The sequence below is a fragment of the Stenotrophomonas sp. GD03680 genome (assembly GCF_029844625.1).
Lineage (GTDB): Bacteria > Pseudomonadota > Gammaproteobacteria > Xanthomonadales > Xanthomonadaceae > Stenotrophomonas > Stenotrophomonas maltophilia_P.
Genome location: NZ_JAOCKC010000002.1, coordinates 116058 through 138432, shown reverse-complemented (window position 1 = coordinate 138432; position 22375 = coordinate 116058). Strand labels below are relative to the sequence as shown.

At 60.0% G+C, this 22375-nt stretch carries 14 protein-coding genes and 1 pseudogene; 4 read left to right on the top strand and 11 right to left on the bottom strand.

Going from position 1 to position 22375, the window contains the following annotated elements:
- Window positions 1-378: 378 nt before the first annotated feature.
- Complete coding sequence (locus N5J29_RS03015) at window positions 379-3372, bottom strand: TonB-dependent receptor (protein ID WP_164151928.1); 2994 nt, start codon at window positions 3370-3372, stop codon at window positions 379-381.
- A gap of 270 nt (window positions 3373-3642) precedes the next feature.
- Between N5J29_RS03015 and N5J29_RS03010 the strand changes: the two are divergent.
- From N5J29_RS03010 to N5J29_RS03000, 3 genes and pseudogenes are all read left to right on the top strand, one after another.
- A pseudogene (locus tag N5J29_RS03010) lies at window positions 3643-4485 on the top strand (magnesium chelatase domain-containing protein); the annotation flags it as partial.
- Between the two features lie 431 nt (window positions 4486-4916).
- A complete protein-coding gene (locus N5J29_RS03005) occupies window positions 4917-5210 on the top strand; it encodes a helix-turn-helix transcriptional regulator (protein WP_164151925.1) in 294 nt (97 codons plus the stop codon).
- Window positions 5211-7442: 2232 nt separating this feature from the next.
- Window positions 7443-8753, top strand: coding sequence for a DNA methyltransferase (locus N5J29_RS03000; protein ID WP_070490439.1), 1311 nt, complete (start codon window positions 7443-7445; stop codon window positions 8751-8753).
- Here the strand turns inward: N5J29_RS03000 and N5J29_RS02995 are convergent.
- The 9 genes from N5J29_RS02995 to N5J29_RS02955 form a co-directional block, all read right to left on the bottom strand.
- Window positions 8750-9811 carry a hypothetical protein gene (locus tag N5J29_RS02995; protein WP_141750857.1) on the bottom strand — a complete coding sequence of 354 codons (1062 nt, stop codon included), beginning with the start codon at window positions 9809-9811 and terminating at the stop codon, window positions 8750-8752. The two genes, N5J29_RS03000 and N5J29_RS02995, sit on opposite strands and share 4 nt — an antisense overlap.
- Window positions 9801-10454, bottom strand: a complete 654-nt coding sequence (locus N5J29_RS02990) for a hypothetical protein (RefSeq protein WP_164151923.1) — start codon at window positions 10452-10454, stop codon at window positions 9801-9803. The genes N5J29_RS02995 and N5J29_RS02990 overlap by 11 nt, the downstream gene beginning before the upstream one ends.
- Window positions 10451-12451 carry an AAA family ATPase gene (locus N5J29_RS02985; protein WP_070490433.1) on the bottom strand — a complete coding sequence of 667 codons (2001 nt, stop codon included), beginning with the start codon at window positions 12449-12451 and terminating at the stop codon, window positions 10451-10453. The genes N5J29_RS02990 and N5J29_RS02985 overlap by 4 nt, the downstream gene beginning before the upstream one ends.
- A 96-nt stretch (window positions 12452-12547) precedes the next feature.
- Window positions 12548-13726, bottom strand: a complete 1179-nt coding sequence (locus N5J29_RS02980; RefSeq protein ID WP_141750856.1) for a hypothetical protein — start codon at window positions 13724-13726, stop codon at window positions 12548-12550.
- Window positions 13723-14412 (bottom strand): hypothetical protein, encoded by a 690-nt coding sequence (locus tag N5J29_RS02975; RefSeq protein ID WP_070490429.1) that lies wholly within the window; start codon window positions 14410-14412, stop codon window positions 13723-13725. The genes N5J29_RS02980 and N5J29_RS02975 overlap by 4 nt, the downstream gene beginning before the upstream one ends.
- Entirely contained in the window at window positions 14405-16423 is a 2019-nt protein-coding gene (locus N5J29_RS02970; RefSeq protein ID WP_164151921.1) for an AAA family ATPase, read from the bottom strand. The genes N5J29_RS02975 and N5J29_RS02970 overlap by 8 nt, the downstream gene beginning before the upstream one ends.
- A 679-nt stretch (window positions 16424-17102) precedes the next feature.
- A complete protein-coding gene (locus tag N5J29_RS02965; protein WP_070490425.1) occupies window positions 17103-17729 on the bottom strand; it encodes a DUF5677 domain-containing protein in 627 nt (208 codons plus the stop codon).
- A 64-nt stretch (window positions 17730-17793) separates the two neighbouring features.
- Window positions 17794-19077 carry a hypothetical protein gene (locus tag N5J29_RS02960; RefSeq protein ID WP_141750855.1) on the bottom strand — a complete coding sequence of 428 codons (1284 nt, stop codon included), beginning with the start codon at window positions 19075-19077 and terminating at the stop codon, window positions 17794-17796.
- A gap of 462 nt (window positions 19078-19539) precedes the next feature.
- Window positions 19540-20163: a LysE/ArgO family amino acid transporter gene (locus N5J29_RS02955; protein WP_164151919.1), complete on the bottom strand. Its 624-nt coding sequence runs from the start codon at window positions 20161-20163 to the stop codon at window positions 19540-19542.
- Window positions 20164-20266: 103 nt separating this feature from the next.
- Here N5J29_RS02955 and N5J29_RS02950 point away from each other — a divergent pair, with 103 nt between their 5' ends.
- Window positions 20267-21160 carry a LysR family transcriptional regulator ArgP gene (locus tag N5J29_RS02950; RefSeq protein ID WP_164151917.1) on the top strand — a complete coding sequence of 298 codons (894 nt, stop codon included), beginning with the start codon at window positions 20267-20269 and terminating at the stop codon, window positions 21158-21160.
- Here N5J29_RS02950 and N5J29_RS02945 read toward each other — a convergent pair.
- Window positions 21157-22335: an MFS transporter gene (locus N5J29_RS02945; protein WP_164151916.1), complete on the bottom strand. Its 1179-nt coding sequence runs from the start codon at window positions 22333-22335 to the stop codon at window positions 21157-21159. The two genes, N5J29_RS02950 and N5J29_RS02945, sit on opposite strands and share 4 nt — an antisense overlap.
- Between the last annotated feature and the right edge of the window lie 40 nt (window positions 22336-22375).

Genomic DNA, 22375 nt, shown 5'->3' with positions numbered 1-22375 from the left:
TGTCGCAATCAACGCACTCTTCTCCCTCCAACAGACGAATCTGACGGGGCCGTCGCAGAAGTACCGAAAGCCCCGCCGTTCAAGCCTCTCGCGCCACTCCTCCCTATACGACAATGCCAGAAACGTCTCGGGCCTGGCCGCATTGGCCCCGATCCCTTGGCACTCCCCACAACGGCAGGTAATTGTTGCCCGGCCACCGTGCATCGGTGGCCGGGCCTCGAAAACCCGCCGTTGTGATGAAGTCTCCGCCGGCCGGCCATGGCGGGCGGTGCGTGGGGGCCTCGTGCCCGCCGGCCCAACACAACCCGGTTTTCGAGCCACGCATCGTCCGCCCCCCTACTGGTGGCAGCTTATGCCCGCCCGTGCCGGCGCATTCCCTCAGTAGTCGTAGCTCACGCTGACGCGCAGCGAGCGCGGTGCCTGCCGTACCGTCGCTGCGCCGTACAGCGGGTCCGGCTGCCCCGGATCCAACTCGGAGTACGGCGATTTCCACAACGCCACCTGGCGGTTGAATACGTTGAACACATCCAGGTTGAAGCCCAGTCGCCCAGCCGCCACCGAAGGCCGGTAGGAGACTCCCAGATCCAGCTGTTTCAGCCAGGGCAGCCGCCCCTGGCTGCCCGGAGGCGCGGGCTGGCCGTTGTAGAAGTGGTAGGCAATGCCGTAGCCGGAAGGGTCTTCGAAGTTCGGGCCATACGAACCCAGTGCGCTGAAGGGCGCGCCGGAAATTACCTTGAGGTTGGCCGAGACCAGCCATTCCGGCGTCAACTGGTAGTAACCATGCAGCTTGAACTGGTGGGTGTGGTCGTTGCTCTGCGGCCCGTTGGTGTGTTCCATCAGCTGCGCGTAATCCCAGGCCTGCGTGGTCGACACCGCCGTCTGGCCGATGCCCGACAGCAGCTGGCCTTCGGTGGTGCCATAGCTGCGCGACCACGTGTAGTCCGCCCGGCCATACCAGCGGCCATCAAACGGGTGCTCCAGCGACAGGTTCACCGCGTAGTAGTTGCGCTTGAACCTGGGGAAGCCCATCTCGGCATTGGTCAGCGGCACGCTTACGTAGTTGCCGCTGGTATCGACCAGATTGAAGGTGTTCGCACGGCCAGGATTGATCAACCAGCAACTGACCGGATTGCTGTCCTTGGTGACGTCATACCCCAGGCTGTCGGCCTTGGCCAGCACCGCGCCGATATCGCAGTAGTCATCCACGCCGCTGCGCAGCACCCGATAGGTCGCCTTCGCGCCGTACACCCAGTTCTGGCCGAGCGCCCTGCTGAAGCCCAGGATGAACTCGTCCTGGTAGGACGGCTCGATGCCGGAGGTCGCCACCGTCTTCGGATCGGGCAGCACGCCGTAGTAGTTGTTGGCCGACACCGCGCCGGAGAACGCGGTGAGGTCGGTCGGATAGCCGTTGCTGTCGATGCCGCCATAGGTGTAGTACGTCGAGGTGGCCAGCGTCGCGCCCGCCGCGTTGAAGGCCGGGTTGAGCGGCAGCGCGAGGTAGTAGCGACCCGCGTTGCCGAACACCTTGAAGCGCCCGTCGCCGTCGACGTCCCAGCTGAAGCCCAGCCGCGGCGCCCACTGCCCGCTGGTCTGCTTGATGTAGGCGTCGCCATCACGGTTGTAGTTGGTGAACTGGTCCAGGCGCAGGCCCAGGTTCAAAAGCAGGCGGTCGGTCACCTGCCAGTTGTCCTCGATGTACTGCGCCCGCTGCGAGGCGCGTACCGACGCCAGTGCGCTGTAGATGTACTGGCGCACGTAATAACCCTCCTCACCATTGCGGATGCCGCCGGTGGCCGGCACGCCCAGGCCGGTATTGAGGGGCACGTTCGGGTTGGACTGGCCATAGATCCAGTAGTAACCGTCGGCGGAGGCCACCGAGCCACGGTTGAGCGCACGGGCATTCTGGTTGTCGATGCCGACCGTGATGCTGTGGTTGCCCCATCTGTAGTTCGCATCCAGTCGCAGGTTGTTGGTGCGGTTGCCGCGATCCGGGTTGACCAGCAGCGACGTGGTCTGCGCATTGGTGATCGGCGTACCACCGTTCAGCGCCGGATTCTGCAGCGTGGCGCTGCTGATGTAGGTCAGGCTTCCGTCGTAGGCCGGGTTGCCGATGTAGTCATCGGTACGCATTTCGCCATACTGCGCGCTGACGGTAAGCCGGTCGGTCAGGTAGCCGGTGTACTTGGCCGTCCACAGGTCGCCACCGGTCTTGGTGGTGTCTTCCTTGCCACGCTGCGCACCGCGGGTGAGCGTGTCGTAGTCGTAAGCGAAGCTATCGCCCCGGAAGACATTGCGGCTGGAGGCTCCGGTCAGTTCCAGCAGGTGGTTGTCGGTGATGTTCCAGTCCAGCTTGGCGTACCAGCGCGGGCGGTCGTACTCATAGCGGGAGTAGGCATTGGTCGCCTCCACATTCTTGACGTCGGTGCCCTCACGGCGCTCGAGCTCGTACGAGCCGAAGAAGAACAGCCGGTCTTCCAGGAGCGGGCCACCGGCGTAGATGCTCTGCGTGGTCACCCACTCGCGGTCCTGGCTTTCCGGTGAATACAGCGCGCCATTTCCCGGGTAACGCACATCGTCCTTGTCCGAGCGCGTGGACGCTGGTTCCCAGGTGACCTGGCCACCGAATCGCCACTCATTGGTGCCGCGCTTGCCCACCGCATTGATGACGCCGCCATCGGAACGGCCGTACTTGGCGCTGTAGCCACCGGTGTAGATTTCCTGCTGGTCGATGCTGCCGTAGGGCAGCGTGAGGCCACCCAGACCGCGCAGTGGATCGGTGCTGTTGAAGCCATTGATGTAGTAGGCGTTCTCGGCAGCGGACGAACCGCCGAAGCTCACCAGCTGTGCACCGGTCGGGCCGGCATAGGTGCCATTGCCACTGTTGCCGTTGACCCCGGGCGCAAGCTGCGCGATCGCCTCGGCCGAGCGACCCAGTGGCAGGCGCTGCAGCTGCTCGGCCGTGATCACCGTGCGCGAGTCCACGCTGCTGACATCGATCGCAGCCGCTGCCCGGTCGGCGCTGACCTGCACACCGTCCAGCCGGGTGACGTCAGTGAAGGACACCTCGGTACTGGCGCCTACCGTCAGCGAAATGCCCTCGCGGGTCTGCAGCACGTTCCCTTCGGCATCGCGTGCTTCCACCACGTAGCGGCCCAGTGGCAGCTGGCCGACGGTAAAGCGGCCTCGCCCATCGACCGTCACCTCGCGGGTGAGGCCGGTATCGCTGCGAACGAAGATGCGCTGGGCGGTGGCCGGCGCCTGTCCGGCGATCGCGCCGGTGGTGGACTGTGCATGAAGTGTGGGAGACGCGGTGGCAAGCAACACCGCCAACGCCAGCAATCGCGGGCGCAGTGAAGAACGAGCTGTCGTCATCGTGGGCTGTACGGGTAGTGGGGGAAGCAATGCCAGCCGCAATCGGTGGACCAGACATCGCACATTCATTAACCCCGCCCGCGCCCCAATGCAGAAATGCTCAGTGGTTATCTGCTTTTGGCCGACGGTCATACCGAACCGCGCGCGCGTCGGTGCCCCCCCCTCCTCGTGCCACGCAGGAAAGCCCTAGGCGCCTGGCCAGCAATGCCTGATGGCGACGGACAGAGTGACGGCCGCACCATCGAGCCTCTCTCTCTGCAGGAAGCACACATGAGCCTGGCCGTGGTCTACAGCCGTGCCCGCGCCGGGGTCGAGGCCCCGCTGGTGCGGGTGGAAGTACATCTTTCCGGTGGCCTGCCCGCCACCCAGATCGTCGGTCTGGCCGAAACCAGTGTGCGCGAGTCGCGCGAACGCGTACGTGCGGCGCTGCTCTGCGCGCGCTTTGATTTCCCGCAACGGCGCATCACCCTGAACCTGGCGCCCGCCGACCTGCCCAAGGAAGGTGGGCGCTACGATCTGGCCATCGCCCTGGGCATTCTTGCCGCCAGTGGCCAGATCCCGCCGCAGTCGCTGCTGCCGTACGAGTTCCTGGGCGAGCTGGGCCTGACCGGCGAGCTGCGCCCGGTTGCAGGCGCGCTGCCCGCCGCCATCGCGGCGGCCGAAGCGGGCCGCATCCTGGTGGTCCCACCGGGGAATGCGGCCGAATCGGCGCTGGCCGAACACGCCGACGTGCGCGTGGCCCGCACGTTGCTGGAATGCTGCGCCGGGTTGGGCAATCCGCGCCTGCTGCCGCAGGTTGAGCGGGTGGACACCACGCCCCTGCCGCTGCCGGATCTGGCCGATGTGCGCGGGCAGGTGCATGCACGGCGCGCGCTGGAAGTGGCTGCGGCCGGCGGGCACCATCTGCTGCTGATCGGCAGCCCCGGTTGTGGCAAGACCCTGCTCGCCTCACGCCTGCCCGGGCTGCTGCCGGCGTCCACCGAGATCGATGCCTTGCAGCTGGCGGCCATCGCCTCGGTCAGCGGCGAAGGGCTGGACCCGAAGCGATGGCGGCAACGACCGTTCCGCGCGCCACACCACAGCGCCAGTGCTGCGGCACTGGTGGGCGGCGGCTGTCATTTCCACGTAAAAGAGAGACTCAACATTTAAAAACGAGACACACGAGATCGAAGCCCTAGCACTAGCCCGATCGGCATCTCTTTGATATCTATAGTGAATATCCTGAGGCTCGCGTGCACGGAGGCAAGCGATATCTACCCAACGCCCCCTGCGACATGAGCAAATGGTGACGGAACGGCTGCGGCCGCGCGGCCAGGAAAGCTCGTGCCCCGTGCCGTGCACCGAGGACGTCAACCGGCGCCCTGGGAGCCACTCCCCCGCCTACAAGCTTGGCAGCTAGATAGATGAAGGCCAGGGCAGAGCAGTGAATTCCCCAAGTCCTGGTCTCCGATCCCCCTGCTTTTTCCACCTAGCCATGTCGCAACTGCGCAGATTTGCGCGCATTATGGGGGCAGAATCGCCCTAATGAGCGGAATTACGCGCATATGAACGACAGTCCAGCCCAGTCACCGGAGGAAATTGCCCAGGCATTAGGACATCGCCTGCGGAGGAAAAGGCTCATCAAGAACATCTCTCAGACAGTTCTGGCTGACAAGGCGGGTATCTCGCGTAGGGCACTGGTGCAGCTAGAGGCTGGAGAAGGGTCCACGGTGAGGACGCTCGTGTGCGTACTCAAGGCGCTAGGCCTGGAAGAGCAACTAAGCGCAATCGCTATGAGCGCAACAGTTAGCCCAATGGCTTTGCTAAAGACCAAGCGCCTGCGAAGACGGGCGAGCTAGTTAGCGTCACTTCTGCCCCCCTGCCTCAGAGTCCACGGAAACTTGCACTCAATCAAGACTGTTGGAACCTTTCAGACCAGTACTGTCAGGGCGCGATCGGCTCACGTCCGCGCGGAGCGCGTGACGCCAATATGGTTTCGGCACCTGGCAAAGCGGGATCTCTACAAGAGAGCAGCCAGCGCCCTGCATCTGAAGTTCAACCACTGAAGAGCCAGATGACTCGCTCCCGGGTACCTCCTCCAAAGTCGACCAGAGTGCGGTCTGTCGAGGCTCCACCCGACAGCGCGGATGGCTCTAAGATGAAATTGCCACCATCACCTCGGCAGGCCGCAGACTGGTTGGCGCTTCCGAGTGGGAGATCAATCCTTTTAGGGAACGAATCGTCCTTCTGAAGAAGCAGTTGAAGGCGTATGCCAAGAGTGGCTGCATGGATATCAGGAGGAAGGTGCCAACTAATGCAGAACGAACGTGGTTCTCCACTCCCGTCTTGCAGGCGTCTTCCCACTTCCATATGCGCACAAACGCCGGCCCTAAGCTGTGGTCACTGGGGCTTTCGGAGGTAGCGATGGACATATCGTGGGCAGTAGCACGCCTTGAGAAACAGATCGAAGGTCGCTGACGGTACTCGTACCCATAACACGCATACCTGATCCTAGAAAGCAGACCAACCAGGCCCTCAGGTCCTGGGCAGCCTAAGCTTCCAGACGGATTGGAACGGCCGAAGCGGTAGCTACTGCAATGGGGACGCCAAGGACTCTGGAGCGCCCGGCAGGGCGGACCGCAGCTGACTACGTCCCATGGCATCATGCCAGCCTCGCTGTTCCACTGGAGGCGCTATGGCACTTAGTCTCGGCGAGCGGGTCGCTGTCGCCGCTCTCGCAAAGCTCTTGTACGATTTCCTGCCAGCCAGTGGGAATGGCAGCACGTCCTTCCCCTTGGCCGCGGCAAAGGTTGGCATCCCAGAGGCTTGGCCCCAAGGAAAGCCCAGCAAAGAGCCCGGCATAATCGCACTGCTGGTGTGGACCCTCGAGAATCGGCGCGGGAAGTTTTGTTCGCTGATTCAGGAGGTGGTCCTCCAATCCATAACCTGGAGAGGCAGGAGTTCCACTCCGCTTACACGGGAAGAGATTGTTGAGTTGAATCGACTCCTTCTTGGCGTGAGCTTCAAAATTCCCGAACTTCACTCCCCTGCCTTTCTGGACAGCCTGCCCACGGCTTCCCCACCAGCGCCTGCGGCAGCAGCTACCCCTCGTCTTGTGGAGGAGGCAGTCTACGTAGACCTTCAGCGCCATCTGATAGCACTCTCAGGCCTTGAGCCACAGGCGCGGGGGGTATGCGTTTGAGGAATTTCTCTCTAAGGCTTTTGCGGCCTTTGGCCTGGCCCCTCGGAGTGGCTTCCGCAATACAGGTGAGCAGATAGATGGGAGCTTTGTACTTCACTACCACACATACCTCGTCGAGGCAAAGTGGCAGAACAGCAAGACCGATGCGGCCGATCTGCGAGCGTTTGCCGGCAAGGTGAGAGACAAGGTTGCTTGGAGCAGAGGTGTCTTTATCAGCAACTCCGGCTTCACGGACGTAGGCCTGGAAGCCTTTGGACGAGGGCACCAGGTAATTTGCATAGAAGGTCTAGATCTTTATGACGCCCTACAGCGCCGACTGGATCTTGCCGATGTGATCGCGCTCAAGGACCGACGCGCAGTGGAGACTGGCCGCCCATTCGTACGCGTGCGCGAGCTTTTCCCCTAACCAAAGCGGCAGGAGCCAAGATCCGAGACAGTCCCCACGGAAGTCGGTATTCCGGTGCTCATACCAGTCGGGCATGCGAGCCAGCCGCCGCCAATGGGCTGGGGCCGGCGGCGAGCAAAGCATCGATGAGATCGGAGACCGCCTTGGCCGCTTGCGGGTTGGCTGCGGCTAGCTGTAGAAGCCTGGAATCGGGCACCAACTGGGGCTCTAATCCGGCCGAGTTGGAGCCAGCAATTAGCCCCTGTGCATATTTGCATACCCGGAGCGCGTGGCCTTCCAGCTTCACAAATCGACCGGCAGCGATTCTGGATACTTGGGAAGCATCGATTCCCAATGCCCTGCCGACACTTGACCGGCTTACTTCCGGTAGGGCCAGAGCTTGCCTGAGCACGGAGATACCGGTAACTTTGTCCATGCTCTGAGTATGCAAATCTGCATCCTCTTATGCAAATTTTAGGCAAATCCAACATGCATGGAGTTCCGATGGAGTTGGCTCCACAGTCCGCCCAGAGTCACCCCGATCTGTGCGTTTCCTTCGAGGAATGGACCGGCGGCCGCAAGATCGTGTCCATCGGCTCAAATGCCGGCGCCCAGCGCCTGCCATTCCAGGGATGGCATCACTTCAAGGAGGCATTCGCCCCTGAGGTCATCGCCCGGGCAGTCAATGAGAGCGCCCGTGAAGTCCGCTCCTGCCTAGATCCGTTTGGGGGCTCTGGAACGACCGCCCTCGCCTGTCAGTTCCTGGGCGTTGAGCCGACGACAGTCGAGGTCAATCCATACTTGGCTGACCTGATCGAGGCCAAGCTATCCAGCTACGACGCTGATGATCTTGCACTGGATCTCAGCCGCGTGGTCGCGGCCGTAGGCAGCCGCCGGCGAGCATCACTGGCTCGGTTCAAGAACGTGCCACCGACGTTCATCGAATCGGCTTCCCAGGATCGCTGGGTGTTCAACCGAAATGTCGCCGAGCGCATTGCTTGCCACTTGGACGCAATCGAAGAACTTGCCCGCCCAACTCATCGCAGGCTATTCAAGGCAATGCTGGGCGGCATGCTGATCTCGGTGAGCAACGTGCTGATCAACGGCAAGGGGCGCCGCTACAGAAGCAATTGGCAGGAACGAGACATCCCGCCAAGGCTGGTGGACGAGCTGTTTGAAGAGCGCACCCGCCACGCAATCAAAGAAATTCATGCCCATCGCATGCGCCGTCACCGTGGATATCATGTGCTCCGCGGTACCTGCATCGAGCAGATCGCAGGCAGCAAGAAATCCGATTTGGCTGTATTTTCACCTCCGTACCCCAACTCGTTCGACTACACCGACGTGTACAACGTGGAGTTGTGGATGCTCGGCTATCTTGGCGGGAAAGACGCCAATCGCGATCTTCGCATGTCCACTCTCTGTTCCCATGTGCAGATCAAGCGCGAATTCGCTCCCGCGCCTAAGGGTTCTCGTCGCCTGAACCTGGCCCTTGGTCGCTTGGCTCGCGTAAAGGGAGAACTCTGGTCCCCGTGGATTCCGGAGATGGTTGGCGGCTACTTCCATGACATGGCTCAGGTGATGGCTGCATTGCACGGCCGCCTGAATGATCGTGGTGAAATCTGGGCCGTTGTAGGCGATAGCCGCTATGCCGGCATTCGGATTCAGGTTGCAAACATCCTCGCCGACCTCGCAGCTCCATTGGGCTTTGAGGTCGTCAAGGTTGAGCCTTTCCGATCAATGAGATCGTCTGCTCAACAGGGTGGCAAACAAGAGCTCGATGAGAGCCTGGTGATCCTTCGCAAGAAGGGCTAGTTCACCAAGGCATCCCGGGCACGGTCGGCCGTTGGGTACAACGGCCAAGCCCACAGCCCCACGTTCCAAGTAGCAGCGTTGCTGACTTCATGTGCGATCGCCGCCTCAGGATCTGGCGGCTTTCGCATGTCATAGCATGAGAGCGCCGCAAGCCGGCACTTATGAGCATGCCTGTAGCCCACAGCCTGCTTCACCCCCTTGGTCACCGCCTCAAGATTCTCTCTGGCCGCCACGGGCTTGCCAGACGATGTAAAGCTTTTGAGGACTTTCAGCTCAATGATTGCGTGGTGGGTCCAAACTGAGGGGTCTACCGGGTCCTGCTCCTCAAGATGGAAGTCGAACCTTCCCATCTCCGATGTGCCCTCTTGCCTGACGGCAATTGCACCAAAGCCTAACCGGGCGGTGAGAGCGACGTGCAGGATGTCCTGCACCGCCTTCTCGGCATGCATGATGGGAATCGTCTTTTGCTGGTTCTCCCAGAGACTACGAGCCAGGTTCGACGCTGTAGGGCTGACCAAAAGACGGGCATGAGCGCCTTTGAGCATGTCCCGGATATGTTCGAGAGAGAGGTCAGCAGATTTCAACGAAAGATCGTCGTACACGTTGGGCTTACCCATCCCTTCTGGGAAGGCCCTCATCAGGTGCTCGCTCTCACTGGCGTCGTAGTAGATCGCTGGCGAATCCCCCATCCCCAGGGTCTGCGTAACGTAATTGAATCGATCCGCCGCAGTTCCCTGAGGTAGATCCAAGCCCGTTGCAACGGCCAACCGGGACGCACCTGTCCACAAGCGACCCTCAATACTCTGCGCCCCCATGTTGAACAGGTGACGAACTTCCCCACCCTCTGCCGAGGGGGGAATGATTCCCTCTAAGACGAAGATCACAGGTCCATCAGCCATTGGCTTACCAGCCAAAGCTCGACGACGACGAATGATCTTCGCAGCCTCATGGCAGAACTGAGTAAACGCAGGCAGATCCTGGTTGTATCCAGAACCGGTATAGGCACTGACAGTCCCTAGCAAGCTATCGTCAGACCACAGGCCACCATCACTTGCCATTGCGCAGCCTCCAGCCCAAGTGATCCATGTACAGCTCCATCAGCTCTGCCGGCTTCAGCCTGCGGCCTGCAACTGACTGGAGCTTGGCCAGAACGTACTCAGTTGGTGTCGTAGCGTCTGGGCGGATCCAGCGCCCCAAATCCACGACGTTACCCGCGTCCACACGTGGATCGCCATAGGTAGCGTCCTGAGTGAGCGCCACCGCTTGCTCAACGTCTGAGAGGCGATTGGTTGCCTGAACTACATCATCGAGGAAGTCCAGAAGATTTGAGTCTTCTGGAATGCGGCGCATCGTGGACAGGACACGATCGCAGAACTCACGATTGACCACGAACCTACCCTGGATGCGCAGACCATCGTCTGTCGTGGCCAAATCAGCGACAACCAGCAGCCCCATGCCCACCAAACTATCAATGTCAGCCTGGACGCCCGGAAAGTACGGCTGCTTGTCCGTCTTGAAAACGGCAGCATCGAACGGCGGCAGCCCCCAGGCCGGCGCCAGTGCGTTGGCCAGGTACCACAGCGTATGCATTCGCTTGGCTTCTACTGGTCGAGTACCGGAGCGCTCGACTGCATCAATCAGCCCCAAGAGGATGATCTGTCGACGCCTGGGATCCACAAAGCTCCCATAGGAGATGGTCATTGCCCGAGCCCCTGGATAAGGATGTTCTCCCACTCCTTGCGGTACTTGTCTCCCACAGCCTTCACCGCGGCCGTGGGCACGGCCACGTCCATCAAATTCAGCAACCGATCTCGCTTCTCCGCCGGCGGCACACCAAGCCTGATCAGATCAGGCAGCAGGCGCCCATCAATCAGGTTTGAGGTAATCAATAGACGATTTGTGCTCGATGGCTGCCCGAATCGGCACAGAACCTCAGCAGCCCGCTCCACGAACACAGCATCCAGCGAGGACTCCGGTGCATCGATCACCAGACTTCCCCCCTTCCCTTCACCCGCAATTTCAATGAGCGCCATGCGGAATGCGAGGTCGATGAACTCACGCTGGCTCTCTGAGACGGCAGAAGGCCCCTCTCGGCGGTGGCTTACGCCGAAGTCCGTCCCCCCCATATCGAGGTCAAAAGTGGACGTTTCGATCGTCTGCAGCTGTCCGACCTGACGTACCTGGGGAGTCCACTTCAGTGCGACATCTTCAAAAAGAAAGTCCTTGGCGTATCTATTGAAGGCCCGCTTGATCTGTTCCACGCGTTGGAACACGCTCCTGTCAAAATTCTGCGCGGTTGCCTCAAATTCCTTCGTCAGCTTCTCAAGGCGAGCTCTATCCTGGTCCACCGAGTGCCGCAGACCGATGAGCTCCTTCTTTGCTTGGAGCTGCATCTCATCGTCCGTGGGAAGAGACTTGATGAGTGATGTCAGCAGCTTGTCCCGAGCACTGACCTCATCTGAAAGCTTCAGCATGTATGAGCTGCGATTGTCATAGCTCTCAGAAACGGCTCGAAGCTCACTCTGCAGCTCTGCAGCGCGCACCCTGGCACGCTCCAAAGCATCCCGAGTCTCGGCAAGGCTTTCAAACTTAGGCGCGGCCGTCTCCGGTCCTTCTACGTGCGCCGGGCTACCGCAGAGCACGCACATTGAATGCTCCGCACGCGACTCGATCGTGGCAGAAAATCCAGGCGACTCTTCCGAGCAAACGGCACACTTTCCATCCAGCATCAGCAAAGACAGGAGGTACTTGGCTGTCTCCGATTTGGAAGGGAACTGACTGTGAATGATCTGAAGCCGTCCATCCTCCAACTGCTCCTGCAGGCGACTGGCTCGGTCCTCAGCTTCCAGCAATTGGCGCCGCAGCCCACGCCGGAACTCGTCAATGTCGTTGACCTCCGAAACGAGCTGCGCCTGCTTCTCTAGATCTCGCTCCTGCAACGGCTGCAACGATCGGACTTGGCTAAGGACATCCTGACTATCGGTCCTCTTGCGCTCCTCCTCATCAACTCGCGCCTCAAGCCGACCTAGGGCCGCATTGGTATTTCGTATCCCACTGTCCAGCTTCAGGATCTCTCGCTCTTTCGTGTACAGATCCCTGGCAGCCGTAGGGGGCAGGAAAAGCATGCGGAAGACCTGTCGTTGCGCCGATGCATCCCATACCAGCGACCTTCGGTCCTCGAAGTAGAACACCAGCTGCCGTAGGAACATCAACCAGTCGCCGAATGAAGACAGGCCGGCACAGGTGACCACGTGCTGCTGGTAGTCCCCCTCCTTGTTCCCGACCAGCTTTCCGTCAACCCAAAGGCCCATCAGCGAAAGATTCTTAATCGCGCGCTTCACGACAACTCGGCTCTCTCCTAGCCGGAACTGAAGTTCCGCGTGCGCGGTTGCTGCACGGTCGCTCACCCTGTCCGCAAACATGGCCTTCTGCCTGGCTGGCAAGGCGATCTCATCCAGAGACTGCCCACCAAGCTCGGTTGCATTGAGCGTCTGGTGTGACAGATCATGCGGCCCGCTGAGCATGCGGAACAGCATCGTGGCCATGGTGGTTTTACCCAGACCGTTGGTACCCACAACCAGCGTCAGGCCAGGCCTGAAGGTCAGCTGTAGCCCAGGACGATCCGGCTTACCTGGGTAGAGGCCGTATTCGTGGACGTGGAAGTGTTCGAGAATTGGGAAACTGATCGAACTGTGCATACCTGAGCTCTCTAATGGAGTCGGCGGAATGGCCAATCGTCTGCTCAATGCCTGAGCTAGGTCGTGAGGGGCCTAAAACGGCCTAGCAAGCAACGGCTAGGGAGCGGAGGGCTCCGGGGAGTTCACCAATGACAGATCTGCCTCTTGCGTCCCTTGAGGGTCTGCTGAGGCGGACGCAGCGCTGTCAATGTTCGACTCAGCCGCAACCGTAAGGTCCGGCACCTCGTCGTCCCAAGCTTTATCCAGCGGAGGGTCCATCTGATACCAGCGCAGATTGACGTTCAGTCGTTCCGCATGAGGCTTGAAGCCAGGCATCTGATCAGACTGATCCTTTCGCCCGTCGAAGATGCACGCAAATACGCCGGCGGTGTCCACCCTGCGATACCTGTTGGCCTGTTTGATGCCCTTCCAGATCCAACGTCGATGCGCGGCGTTGCCACGACCTTCAATGAGAACCTTCAGCTCAATCATGACGGAAGTGTAGTTGTGAAGACCACCCGGATTGGGCCACTGAACTCGGATATCGCAACGACCTCCCCTGCCGACGGTCTCCTCATCGACAATGGCCTTCAGGTAGAGATAGCGGTTATCGAGCGCCGTGAAGAGGTAGGACTGGATAGCTTCTTCAGGGTTATGGACAAGCTTGTAGGGCTTAGCCGGTCCCAACCAAATCCTCCGGGAAATCCGGCTTGCGGCAATCTTCAGCGTTTGGTCGTGGAACTCATGGATGTCTTTATCAATGCGCTCAACGGACAGCGCATCCAAGCCGCTACGCATCTGGAACTCGGGCGGATGCTCGCACCAGGACTCGAGGTCATCCCCACCATAGTGCAGCATCATCTTCCGCTGGGCGAGCGGAAGCACAACGAACGTCGCCTCGGGGGGAAGCATCATACAGGTCGCCATGGCATCGCTGATCGAGCTGAATCCACCCCTGACCCTAATCATCCGGCGAGTGTTCTCAGTCGTCAGCACCACACCTTCAAGATTCGCATCGAAGGCTGACCTGAACACAATCTCCTTGTCAGTGCCCACAGACGCGAAGTCAGCGCACTCAATGTCCGGCGAGACCGTATGAATCAGCACGAGCACCTGCGTATTTTTGATGCCGTTACTATCCAGGATCGGAGCATTAGCCTCGAGCCACTCGCGGTACCAGGCTGAGCAAGACTGCACGAAGCGCTGAGCCTCAGTGCCAGAAGGAGTGACCGTTGGGTTGCCGAGCCCGCCGATCTCTTGTTTAGTCAGCGCTACTGGGCTGGTAGGCACACTCATGCGCTGCCCCCTGCACGTCGCGACAGAACGACTTGATAGGCGGCCACCACATCACGGCGGTTAAAGAACCCTTTGCTCTGCAAATGGTCATCGATTGAGTGAAGACCACGAACGGTCGGCGTCTCGTCCTCACTCGGATCTTGAAGCTCTAGAATTTCACCATGTTTGCGCACTGCTCTCTGATAGGTGAGGTCTGCCTCCAGAGTCCGATCAAGCACTTGGGAATCTGCTTGGGCGGCGTCAGACCCGAGCGACTCAGCAGATGCCAGTGACATATCCAGCAGGAACCGATAGATGCGATCCCCGGTCATCGTCATGCGCAGGTGCTTGCACGCCTTGATACCAGCCAGTGTTGGCCGAAAGACGCCCTCAAACTGCAGATCCCGAGGCGCCGGGTGCGGTCTGAAGTCGGTAACGTCCAAGAGCCCTGCCATCACCAGATGACCCAAAGCGATGTGAGCCATGCGGTAGTACGGCCCGTGCTCAGATCGGCGTGCCCGCTGGCGCAGTGGGACGATGCTGTAAAATTTTGAAGAAGCAAAGGAGACAAAAAGCAGCGAATGCAATCTCTGCCGGTTCAACACCGGCAGGCCTGCCGCCTCATTGGCGACGACAAGTAGAAGCATCCAACGAATGAAGAAAAGGCGGTCGTGGTCGGCAACCGTCACCTGTTTGAGCTTAGGCATCGGCGTACTTCCGCATCTCTGCCAATAGCGCGGCCTTGGCGTCCTTCTCCTTCAGAACACCTGGCTCAGCGGCTAGCGTCATCAGGTTGATCAGGCGGTGAGAGTCTTTGCTTGCCAGCCTCTCTCCATCCTTCAGGCCAAGCAAGTCCGGGATCATGGACGTGCCGTTCACATTGGAAGTAGCGATCAGCTTCGTAGCTCCGCCTTCGGCGGCGAACTTGCGAATCATCAATGCGGCCCGTTCCATGAACCATGAGTCGAGGCTCGCTTCGGGCGTCTCCATGATCAGCATTGTTCCGGAATCAGCGCCGATCATGTCGAGCAGCGTCATTCGGAAGGCCAAGTCCAAAAATTCCTTCTGGGACTCCGATACGCTGGAGGGCTCTGTTCTCTCATGGGTCGCCATGTGTGTGCTTGACGTCATGGAGACTCGGAACGTTGGAACCTTGATGGGTACCGCACCCGTGACGATCTTGACCGACGCATTTCGCGAGAACTCGACTGCCACCTTTTCTAGCAGGAACTGCTCGGCATATGCGGTCAGTCTCTGACCCAGATCCTGCTCGAATGCACCCATTCGAGTGCTAAGCGCGGCGATCTGGGTCCGATAGTCCTGGTTGAGCTGGTTTCGCCTCACCCGAAGTTGCTCAATGGCCGCCTCTTCAGATGCCAACTCCCCTGGATTGCCGCCATTTGCAGCCATGACCTCGTTTGGCCATTGGATGGCGAGCTGTTCAAGCTTATGGACCAACTCGTTGCGCCTGACTGCCAAGGGACGGAGCGCTGCAAGCGCCTCGCTGTACACCTTGTCCCCTTCCTCCTGGCCAGCCTCACGGCGCAGTATTTCAGCCTCAAGCGTCGCGATCTTTTCCTCAAGATCCAACAACTCTTGTGGGGACTGCTCACCTTCGTCCGCTGCTATCTCCGGTAGCTTTCCATCACAAATGAAACAGTGATGCTGCTCAAGACGCTCATTGATGACCGCCACTTCGTTGCTTCCGGCACGGCCGCACACAAAGCAACCCAAATTCGATGTGAGCCCCTGAATCAGAAGCGCCATCTTGTCCTTATGCGGAACCGGCAGAATCTGCGAAATGAAGGCCGCGTCTCGCTTGTGGAATTCGTGTGTGATCTGATCCAGCCGGTTCTGAAGATCATCCAGTTCACGCCGCCCGGCATCCTGTTGAGCGATGGCGTCCTGGACAGACTGATTGCCAAACGCTACCGCCTTGCTAGCTTGTGCAAGCTCGTCCTGGGTCTCCTGCAGAACGCGTCGGACTTCCTCTACACCGACGCCATCCAGCCCAACCGCAGCGATGACCTTGGCGTGCATCTCCTTCCGGTCGTTCAGCTGATACACGCGATTTCGCAGATCGCTATCGACCTTCTGAATTTCCTTGTAGAGAGCATTGAGGCTGGCCATGTTTGGCGCCTCGGCAAAGAGCATCTTGAACAGCTCGACCTGAGCTGTGGCAGACCAAAGCAGCGGTAGGCGCTCTTCGGTGAAAAACTGAACATAGCGCACTACCATGTGGTAGTCGTAAGCCGAGCTCATGCCGGCCAGCACAGCCATGCGATCCAAGAACTGGGCGTTGGTGCTGTCTTTGATCGACTCCTTACCCACGGTAAGCTTGATGATGCTCAGATCGACCAAGCTGCGCTCAATTACGACCTTGGTCGCACCAATACGGTAAGTAAGAACCGCAGATGCGGCCGCAGGCAAGTTCGGCACTCGAGCGGCAAAGAACTTGAACTTCTTCGTATTGACGAGACTACGTCGGCTCGCCTTCCCGATGTCCCGCGTGGCGGCCTTGCTGGGGTTGCTTGCGCCCAGAAGCATGCGCAATGCCAAGTTTAGCAACGTGGTTTTGCCAATGCCATTGACGCCGGCAATTACGGTTACGCCAGCACTGAATATCAGATCCAGTCCGTTCTTGGCTGCGCCTGGGTAAAGCGGATAGTTTGAGACCTGGAGCCGGTCCAGGACCGGAAGGTGAATCGGTGTGCGCATGCATCCCCCTGATGCGTTAAGTAGGCCTGTCCATGACCGTGCGTTGCCGATGAACAGTGGAATCGCCCTGCCCTAGCTCACAGATTAGCGCCGAGTGACCGTGCTTGCCATCAGCCTTAAGGCCAAGGCATCAGACGTTTCCAGACGCTGGATGCCGGTGGGATGCAAGCAACTGAAATCTCTAGTATTTATGACGATGCCAATAGGCGACTACGGTGGCAACGCTGTCATTCTCCAGCCCGCCACGCAAGGTTCCCTCAAGGTTCGCTTCCAGTACTGCGCCGAAGTGTGGCCTCCCTGAATCGGGCGATGGCAGTACCAACCCTACTGTCACATTTGACTTCGCCACGGGGCGCCCCCGTGCGGTTCCTGCTATGTAAAGCGATGATCCAAGTAGGCAGAGTGAGCGAGATTCTTCCGTGGATGGAAGTTAGCTCAAGCTCGTGTGGAGCGTTGTGGTGATTGGCTAACACAAGGGCAAGATGACGCACCAAAGACATCTAAGCTGATCGGATGAAGCCACGACACTTCACGCTGCGGGGGCCGAAGCTCACTGACTTCGACCCCCACATCCTATCTGCGGCGCCGCACCCGGCACTGCCTGTAGCGTATCAACCGTCGGCAAGAGGCGCCTAGGCAGTGCTAGCCGAAATGGGCCGTAGCAGGTCGGTGCTATCGATCAGGCCAGTTCGCCGCTACCAACCTTCTCCTGCCAGAGAGCTCCCGCGATCTCCAGAAGATCATTGACGTTGTCCAGCAGTACCGTCACTTCTGCCTCATTGGGATTCCAGCGGCACGAGAACATGTTGGCGTGCGCGGCGTTTACGGAGTAAAGGCGGTAGATGTTGTAGATGAAGTCCAGATCCAGCTCGCCAAGAATATTGTAAACCCTGACGCCAGGGTCTTTGACCTTGTTTCCATCGTCATCCAGGAACTCAGCCAGATGCTGACGATTCTCCTCCGTCAGCACATCCCGCCCCGCCTTGTCGTCACGACGCTGGGCGCTGTCGAGGCCCTTAGCGTTCTTGAGAATGTCGTACTTGAGTTGCTGCTCAACGCTTTCAACCGTGATCACACCGTTGACCAAGCCGTACATGTACGCAAAGTGCTCGATCGACACCCGATGCACCATCGCCGCGGGGCTACCGTAGTCTGTTTGTACAAGCGAAACCACCGCCTTACTGTTGGCGATCAACTTCGCCCAGAACTGCAGGGCCAACTGCTGATCTTGTGCCACTTTCGGTGCAAGCTCCTTGAACTTTGCTTCCGCACCGGCCAAGAGCAAATCTGCTTTATCCAACGACATCGCTAAGTCCCTCTTTTGTTGCTCCTACGGAGCGTGGTGGTAAAACATCCGGGAAACGTCGACGCTAACTGCCAACTAGTCCATTGAGGAAGTCATCAAAGCCATTAGCTTGATCAACGCGAAGCTTCTCAAGGCGCGCGATATGATCGGCGTAGACGTCAGTGAATTCTGACAACAACGTCGGCTGGCCAAGCGCCTGTAGCGAAGCTCTGATCCGATCCGGAGCCCTCGCGAACTTCCGGGCTAGGTGCTTTGGATCGCGCTCCAGATCGTACTGATATGCCGCCTCGTCACCAGCGGGGCGTGGCGCCAAATACGAGTCAAATTCTTCGGGCATCACGGAGGGATTTCCCACCTCCAGTACCGCGTGAAGCGCAGAAAGCTCAGCCTCACTCAACGACGCAGCTGAGGCGTGGTCGCCGGAGTAGGTGCGGTGCAGCCTCTCGAACACCCCGCGATTGAGGTGCTCAATGGGAATTTCATGCCCCACTCTGTAGGAGAGGTGGCGAGAGGACTTGATACGGTTGATCGCAGCAGAAAGCGCATTGCTACCTAGTGAGTACTTGAGCCGGATACTCGCCTTGGTCGCGTTGAAGGTCCCATCGCCCCAGCTATTAAGAGGTGGCAGTTCATCTGCAATCTTACGAAGCGTGTCACGACCTGAAGGGCCTGCGAAGGATCCGCAGGCAGCTTCAGCCTCGACGGTCATAAGTGTATAGCGGATGTCCTCAAGGATCTTGCACAGCTCAGCATAGCCTTGAGCGAAATGGGCCAGATCGATGTGATCCAGCTCTTCCAGATGCAGCTCATCGTCATCAGAATTACTCGCATATCTGAAGACTTGTCCTGTCGAGTCAACCGATTCAAGATCCTGGATGTACGGCTCCAGTGCACCAGCTAGGCTCTCTAGACGGCTGTCAGTGGCCTTGCATATATCGTTGAGCATGTTCCAGTAGAGCTTGATGCTGTGCTTGGTGCCGATCTCAGGCTTTGATAGGCCCTTGCGATCGTTAGGATGCCTCAGCTTGAACGCCGTCCAAGCCAATGGGATCAGGTGCTTGATGGACAACTCAACATGGTGGCGAGCGCAATAGCAGATCGGGTAGACCAGGATGTCCTCGATGCGGCCACGGGCCCACATTGGGCGGGCGTTCGAGGGCGGCACCAGTCCAAGTGACACAAGAAGAACCTCAGTGGCCTTCTCAAATCCACCTGCATACAGGGGCGCATTTTCGACTGAACCAGTGTTCTCACCCACGCATGCGTTGTAATGCGGGTCAGCACCGGCCTCAATGGCGGATTGGAAAAGAACCTTGGTTGCCGGTTCTAGGGACTCATCATCTGCCATATCCGTTCCATCCTTTCATCGGTCTTCCTAGGGAGTTGTTTGGTAGCGACTCCGCCCCAGGAGCACAGATCGGATCGATCCGCCTGATCGGGAGACGAACTGGACATCGGCACAAGCCGCCAGATATTTAGCTCGGTGAAGGTGCGAGGCATCTGTCGAGCGGTACAAGGGGACGCCGGGCTGAGCCCTAATCCGGGGGCGAAACAATGCTGAAGCCAACGCTCCGCCGCTGCTCCACTGCGAGTGGTGCCAAGGAGCCCTATTGCCATCAGCGTGTGCTCACGCAGTCCGCAGGCTCGGGTTCTACCCCGATATCACGGACGGTTCCAAAAGAGCTGCAATCTTCTGATCTTGCCGGGCGACCCTGATCCGAATGCAGGATGACTTCGTGGCTGCCTTGGCGCTATCAGAGCCCAGCAGCAGCACATCAGGCAGTCCAAATGATACGCCAGCCTTCATGGCTCAGCTCACCTTGAGCGGCTTGAGCAATAGCAGCAGACTCAAGCCCAGCATGAAGAGGGCCATGACGCTGTCCAGCACGCGCCAGGCCCGCGGGTTCTTGAACACGGGAAGCAACAGTCGAGCGCCGTAGCCAAGGAGGGTGAACCAGGCTGCACTCGCACAGCAGGCGCCCAGCGCGAATGCCCAGCGGATCTCTGCCGGATACCGGGTAGATAGGCTGCCCAGCAGCACCATGGTGTCCAGATAGACGTGGGGATTCAGAAAGGTAAATGCGAGGACAGTTAGCAGGACTGGCCGCCAGTGCTGCTTCGCCGTGGACGCGGCAATGAGTTCGCCACCTCCACGGATGGCGCGTTGCGCAGCCATCGCACCATAAATGGCCAGGAAGGCAGCGCCGCCGAACCGAAGCAACTGCAGCAGCCATGGCCACTGGTGGACCAATGCGCCGATGCCAGCCACCCCAGCCAGAATGAGGACGATGTCTCCCAGCATGCAAACCAGCACCACCAGACCCACATGGCTCTGCTGCAGGCCCTGGCGCAGCACAAAGGCGTTCTGTGCTCCGATGGCGATGATCAGGCCTGCGGCGGCAACGAAGCCGGAGGCGGCGGCGGACAGGAGCATGGGACGGGGCCGGGCTGCGGGAAGTTGCGCATGGTGGACCCACAAGCGCCAGCAGAAAAGCTAATATTTTTCTCGTTCATGAAGAAAACCTAATGGAGCTGCCGTGGACCTCATTCACCCCCAATTGGCCGCCTTCTCTGCCGCCTTGGATGAAGGCGGTTTTGATGCTGCCGCGCGACGGTTGTCCATCACCCCCTCGGCCGTTTCCCAGCGCATTAAGTCCTTGGAGGATCGCCTAGGCCAGGTGCTCTTGGTACGCCAGGTCCCGTGCCGGCCAACTCCGGCGGGCCAGCGCCTGCTGCAGCGGCTTCAGCCGATGAAGGTTCTGGAGGCGGAAGCGCTGGCGGATCTTCATCCGGAACGGGCCGGCCCGTTCTTCTCTATCGCGGTGGCCATCGCCGTGAACGATGACTCCCTGCAGACTTGGGTGCTTGATGCCCTGGCCGAACTCCACCGTGAACATGGCTACCTGTTCGATGTGCGCGTGGACGATCAGGACCACACGCTGGCGCTGCTGCAGGATGGCGCTGTGCTGGGTGCCGTCACATCCCAGGCCACGCCGCTGAAAGGCTGCAGTGTCGTGCCACTTGGGTCGATGCGCTACCGCGCCATCGCGTCGTCGGCATTCGTTAAGACCTACTTCCCATCGTGCGTCGATGCCATCAGCCTCTCCAAGGCACCGATGCTGATCTTCAACCGCAAGGACGAGCTGCAATGGCGCTTCCTCAGGCGCATCACCAAGGCACGGCTTAATCCGCCCGTCCACTATCTGCCTTCGTCCACAGGCTTCGTGGATGCGGCCCGGCTGGGGCTGGGCTGGTGCTTGGCACCCGAAGCCCTCATCAAGCAGGCGGTAGCCGCCAAGCACATCGTCACACTGGATCAGGACAGGCCGGTTGACGTGCCGCTCTACTGGCAGCACTCGGCCATCCGTTCGGCAACGCTGCAGGCCATGGCTCGCGCATTCGTGGACGCGGCCAAGACAAGGATGAACTAGGGTCGCGATCCGCGTCGGATCATGAGCGCCACCAGCGCGCCAGCAACGGCGATCGCCGCAGACAGATAGCCGATGCCATCCAGACCAAGCAGGGGGATGGCCATCCCACCGATCGCAGCACCGAGGCCGATGCCCGCATTGGAAGCCGAGACGTTCATTGTCCCGGCCAACGCCTTGGCCTGGGCGCCGGCTTGCATCACCCGCACCTGGCAGACCGGGAACAGTGCCGTGTAGGCCATCGCCCAGACCATCATCGCCAGCACGACGCCCGGCAGCCAGCCTGCCGCTGCGGGTACCCCGGCCATGCCGAAGGCCAGCATTCCCAGCAGCGTGGCGGTCGCCAGCGCGGCATCCCGGTCGACCAGCCGCCCGCCCAGCACATTACCCAACATGCCAACAGCACCAAAGCCCATCAGCCACCATCCCACACGCTCGGGGGCAACACCGACAACACGCTCAAGAGTATCGGCCAGGTAGGTGTAGGCAACGAACATCCCTGTAAACACCAGCGCGGTAAGAAGCACGTTCGCGATGAAGTGCCCATTGCGCAGAATGGAAAGCTGCGAGGGCGCACCCTCCGCTCTGGGCGCCCCGGGCACGTTCGGCATGAAGACAGCCATCAGCGCTGCCACCAGCAGGCACAGGGCCCCGAGTAGAGCAAAGCTGCCGCGCCAGCCCACATAGGTGACGGCAACGGTCCCCAGTGGGATTCCGAACACGAAGGCCGTGGTAATCCCCAGATAGACCTGGGAGACCGCTCGCCCTGCACGCCCGGCGGGGACCAGCGCGGCGGCACTTTCACTGGCCGTGCCCCAGAACACAGGCAACGCCGCGGCCGCCAGTGTCCTGGCCAGGGCCAAGCTCCAAAAATCGGTGGCGACAGCCGAAAGCCCATTGGAGACGGCGAACACCACGAGAATGCCAAGGAACAGCGGCTTGCGTGACCAGTGTGATACCAGCGCCGCGAGAGGCGGTCCCGTTAGCACGACGACCACGGCAAAGACGGTCACCAGCTGTCCAGCAACGGAGATGGATATGCCCAGATCCCTGGCCAGCGGTGGCAACAGGCCGAGGATGAGGAACTCCGTTGTCAGCAGAACGAACGCTGCAACAGCAAGAATGAAGATGGACAGGCCCGCCTTTTGCGACGGGCCCGCTGATGTATGGATGTTCATGGGACGTACCTGGGGCTGGGCACGCGGCGGCTGCCCCCTT

Coding starts and splice junctions, on each gene's coding strand:
- N5J29_RS02960 (WP_141750855.1), bottom strand. CDS start 19,077: ATGGCAGATGATGAGTCCCTAGAACCGGCAACCAAGGTTCTTTTCCAA.
- N5J29_RS02945 (WP_164151916.1), bottom strand. CDS start 22,335: ATGAACATCCATACATCAGCGGGCCCGTCGCAAAAGGCGGGCCTGTCC.
- N5J29_RS03015 (WP_164151928.1), bottom strand. CDS start 3,372: ATGACGACAGCTCGTTCTTCACTGCGCCCGCGATTGCTGGCGTTGGCG.
- N5J29_RS02980 (WP_141750856.1), bottom strand. CDS start 13,726: ATGAGTGTGCCTACCAGCCCAGTAGCGCTGACTAAACAAGAGATCGGC.
- N5J29_RS02975 (WP_070490429.1), bottom strand. CDS start 14,412: ATGCCTAAGCTCAAACAGGTGACGGTTGCCGACCACGACCGCCTTTTC.
- N5J29_RS02995 (WP_141750857.1), bottom strand. CDS start 9,811: ATGGCAAGTGATGGTGGCCTGTGGTCTGACGATAGCTTGCTAGGGACT.
- N5J29_RS02985 (WP_070490433.1), bottom strand. CDS start 12,451: ATGCACAGTTCGATCAGTTTCCCAATTCTCGAACACTTCCACGTCCAC.
- N5J29_RS03005 (WP_164151925.1), top strand. CDS start 4,917: ATGAACGACAGTCCAGCCCAGTCACCGGAGGAAATTGCCCAGGCATTA.
- N5J29_RS02955 (WP_164151919.1), bottom strand. CDS start 20,163: ATGCTCCTGTCCGCCGCCGCCTCCGGCTTCGTTGCCGCCGCAGGCCTG.
- N5J29_RS02970 (WP_164151921.1), bottom strand. CDS start 16,423: ATGCGCACACCGATTCACCTTCCGGTCCTGGACCGGCTCCAGGTCTCA.
- N5J29_RS03000 (WP_070490439.1), top strand. CDS start 7,443: ATGGAGTTGGCTCCACAGTCCGCCCAGAGTCACCCCGATCTGTGCGTT.
- N5J29_RS02965 (WP_070490425.1), bottom strand. CDS start 17,729: ATGTCGTTGGATAAAGCAGATTTGCTCTTGGCCGGTGCGGAAGCAAAG.
- N5J29_RS02990 (WP_164151923.1), bottom strand. CDS start 10,454: ATGACCATCTCCTATGGGAGCTTTGTGGATCCCAGGCGTCGACAGATC.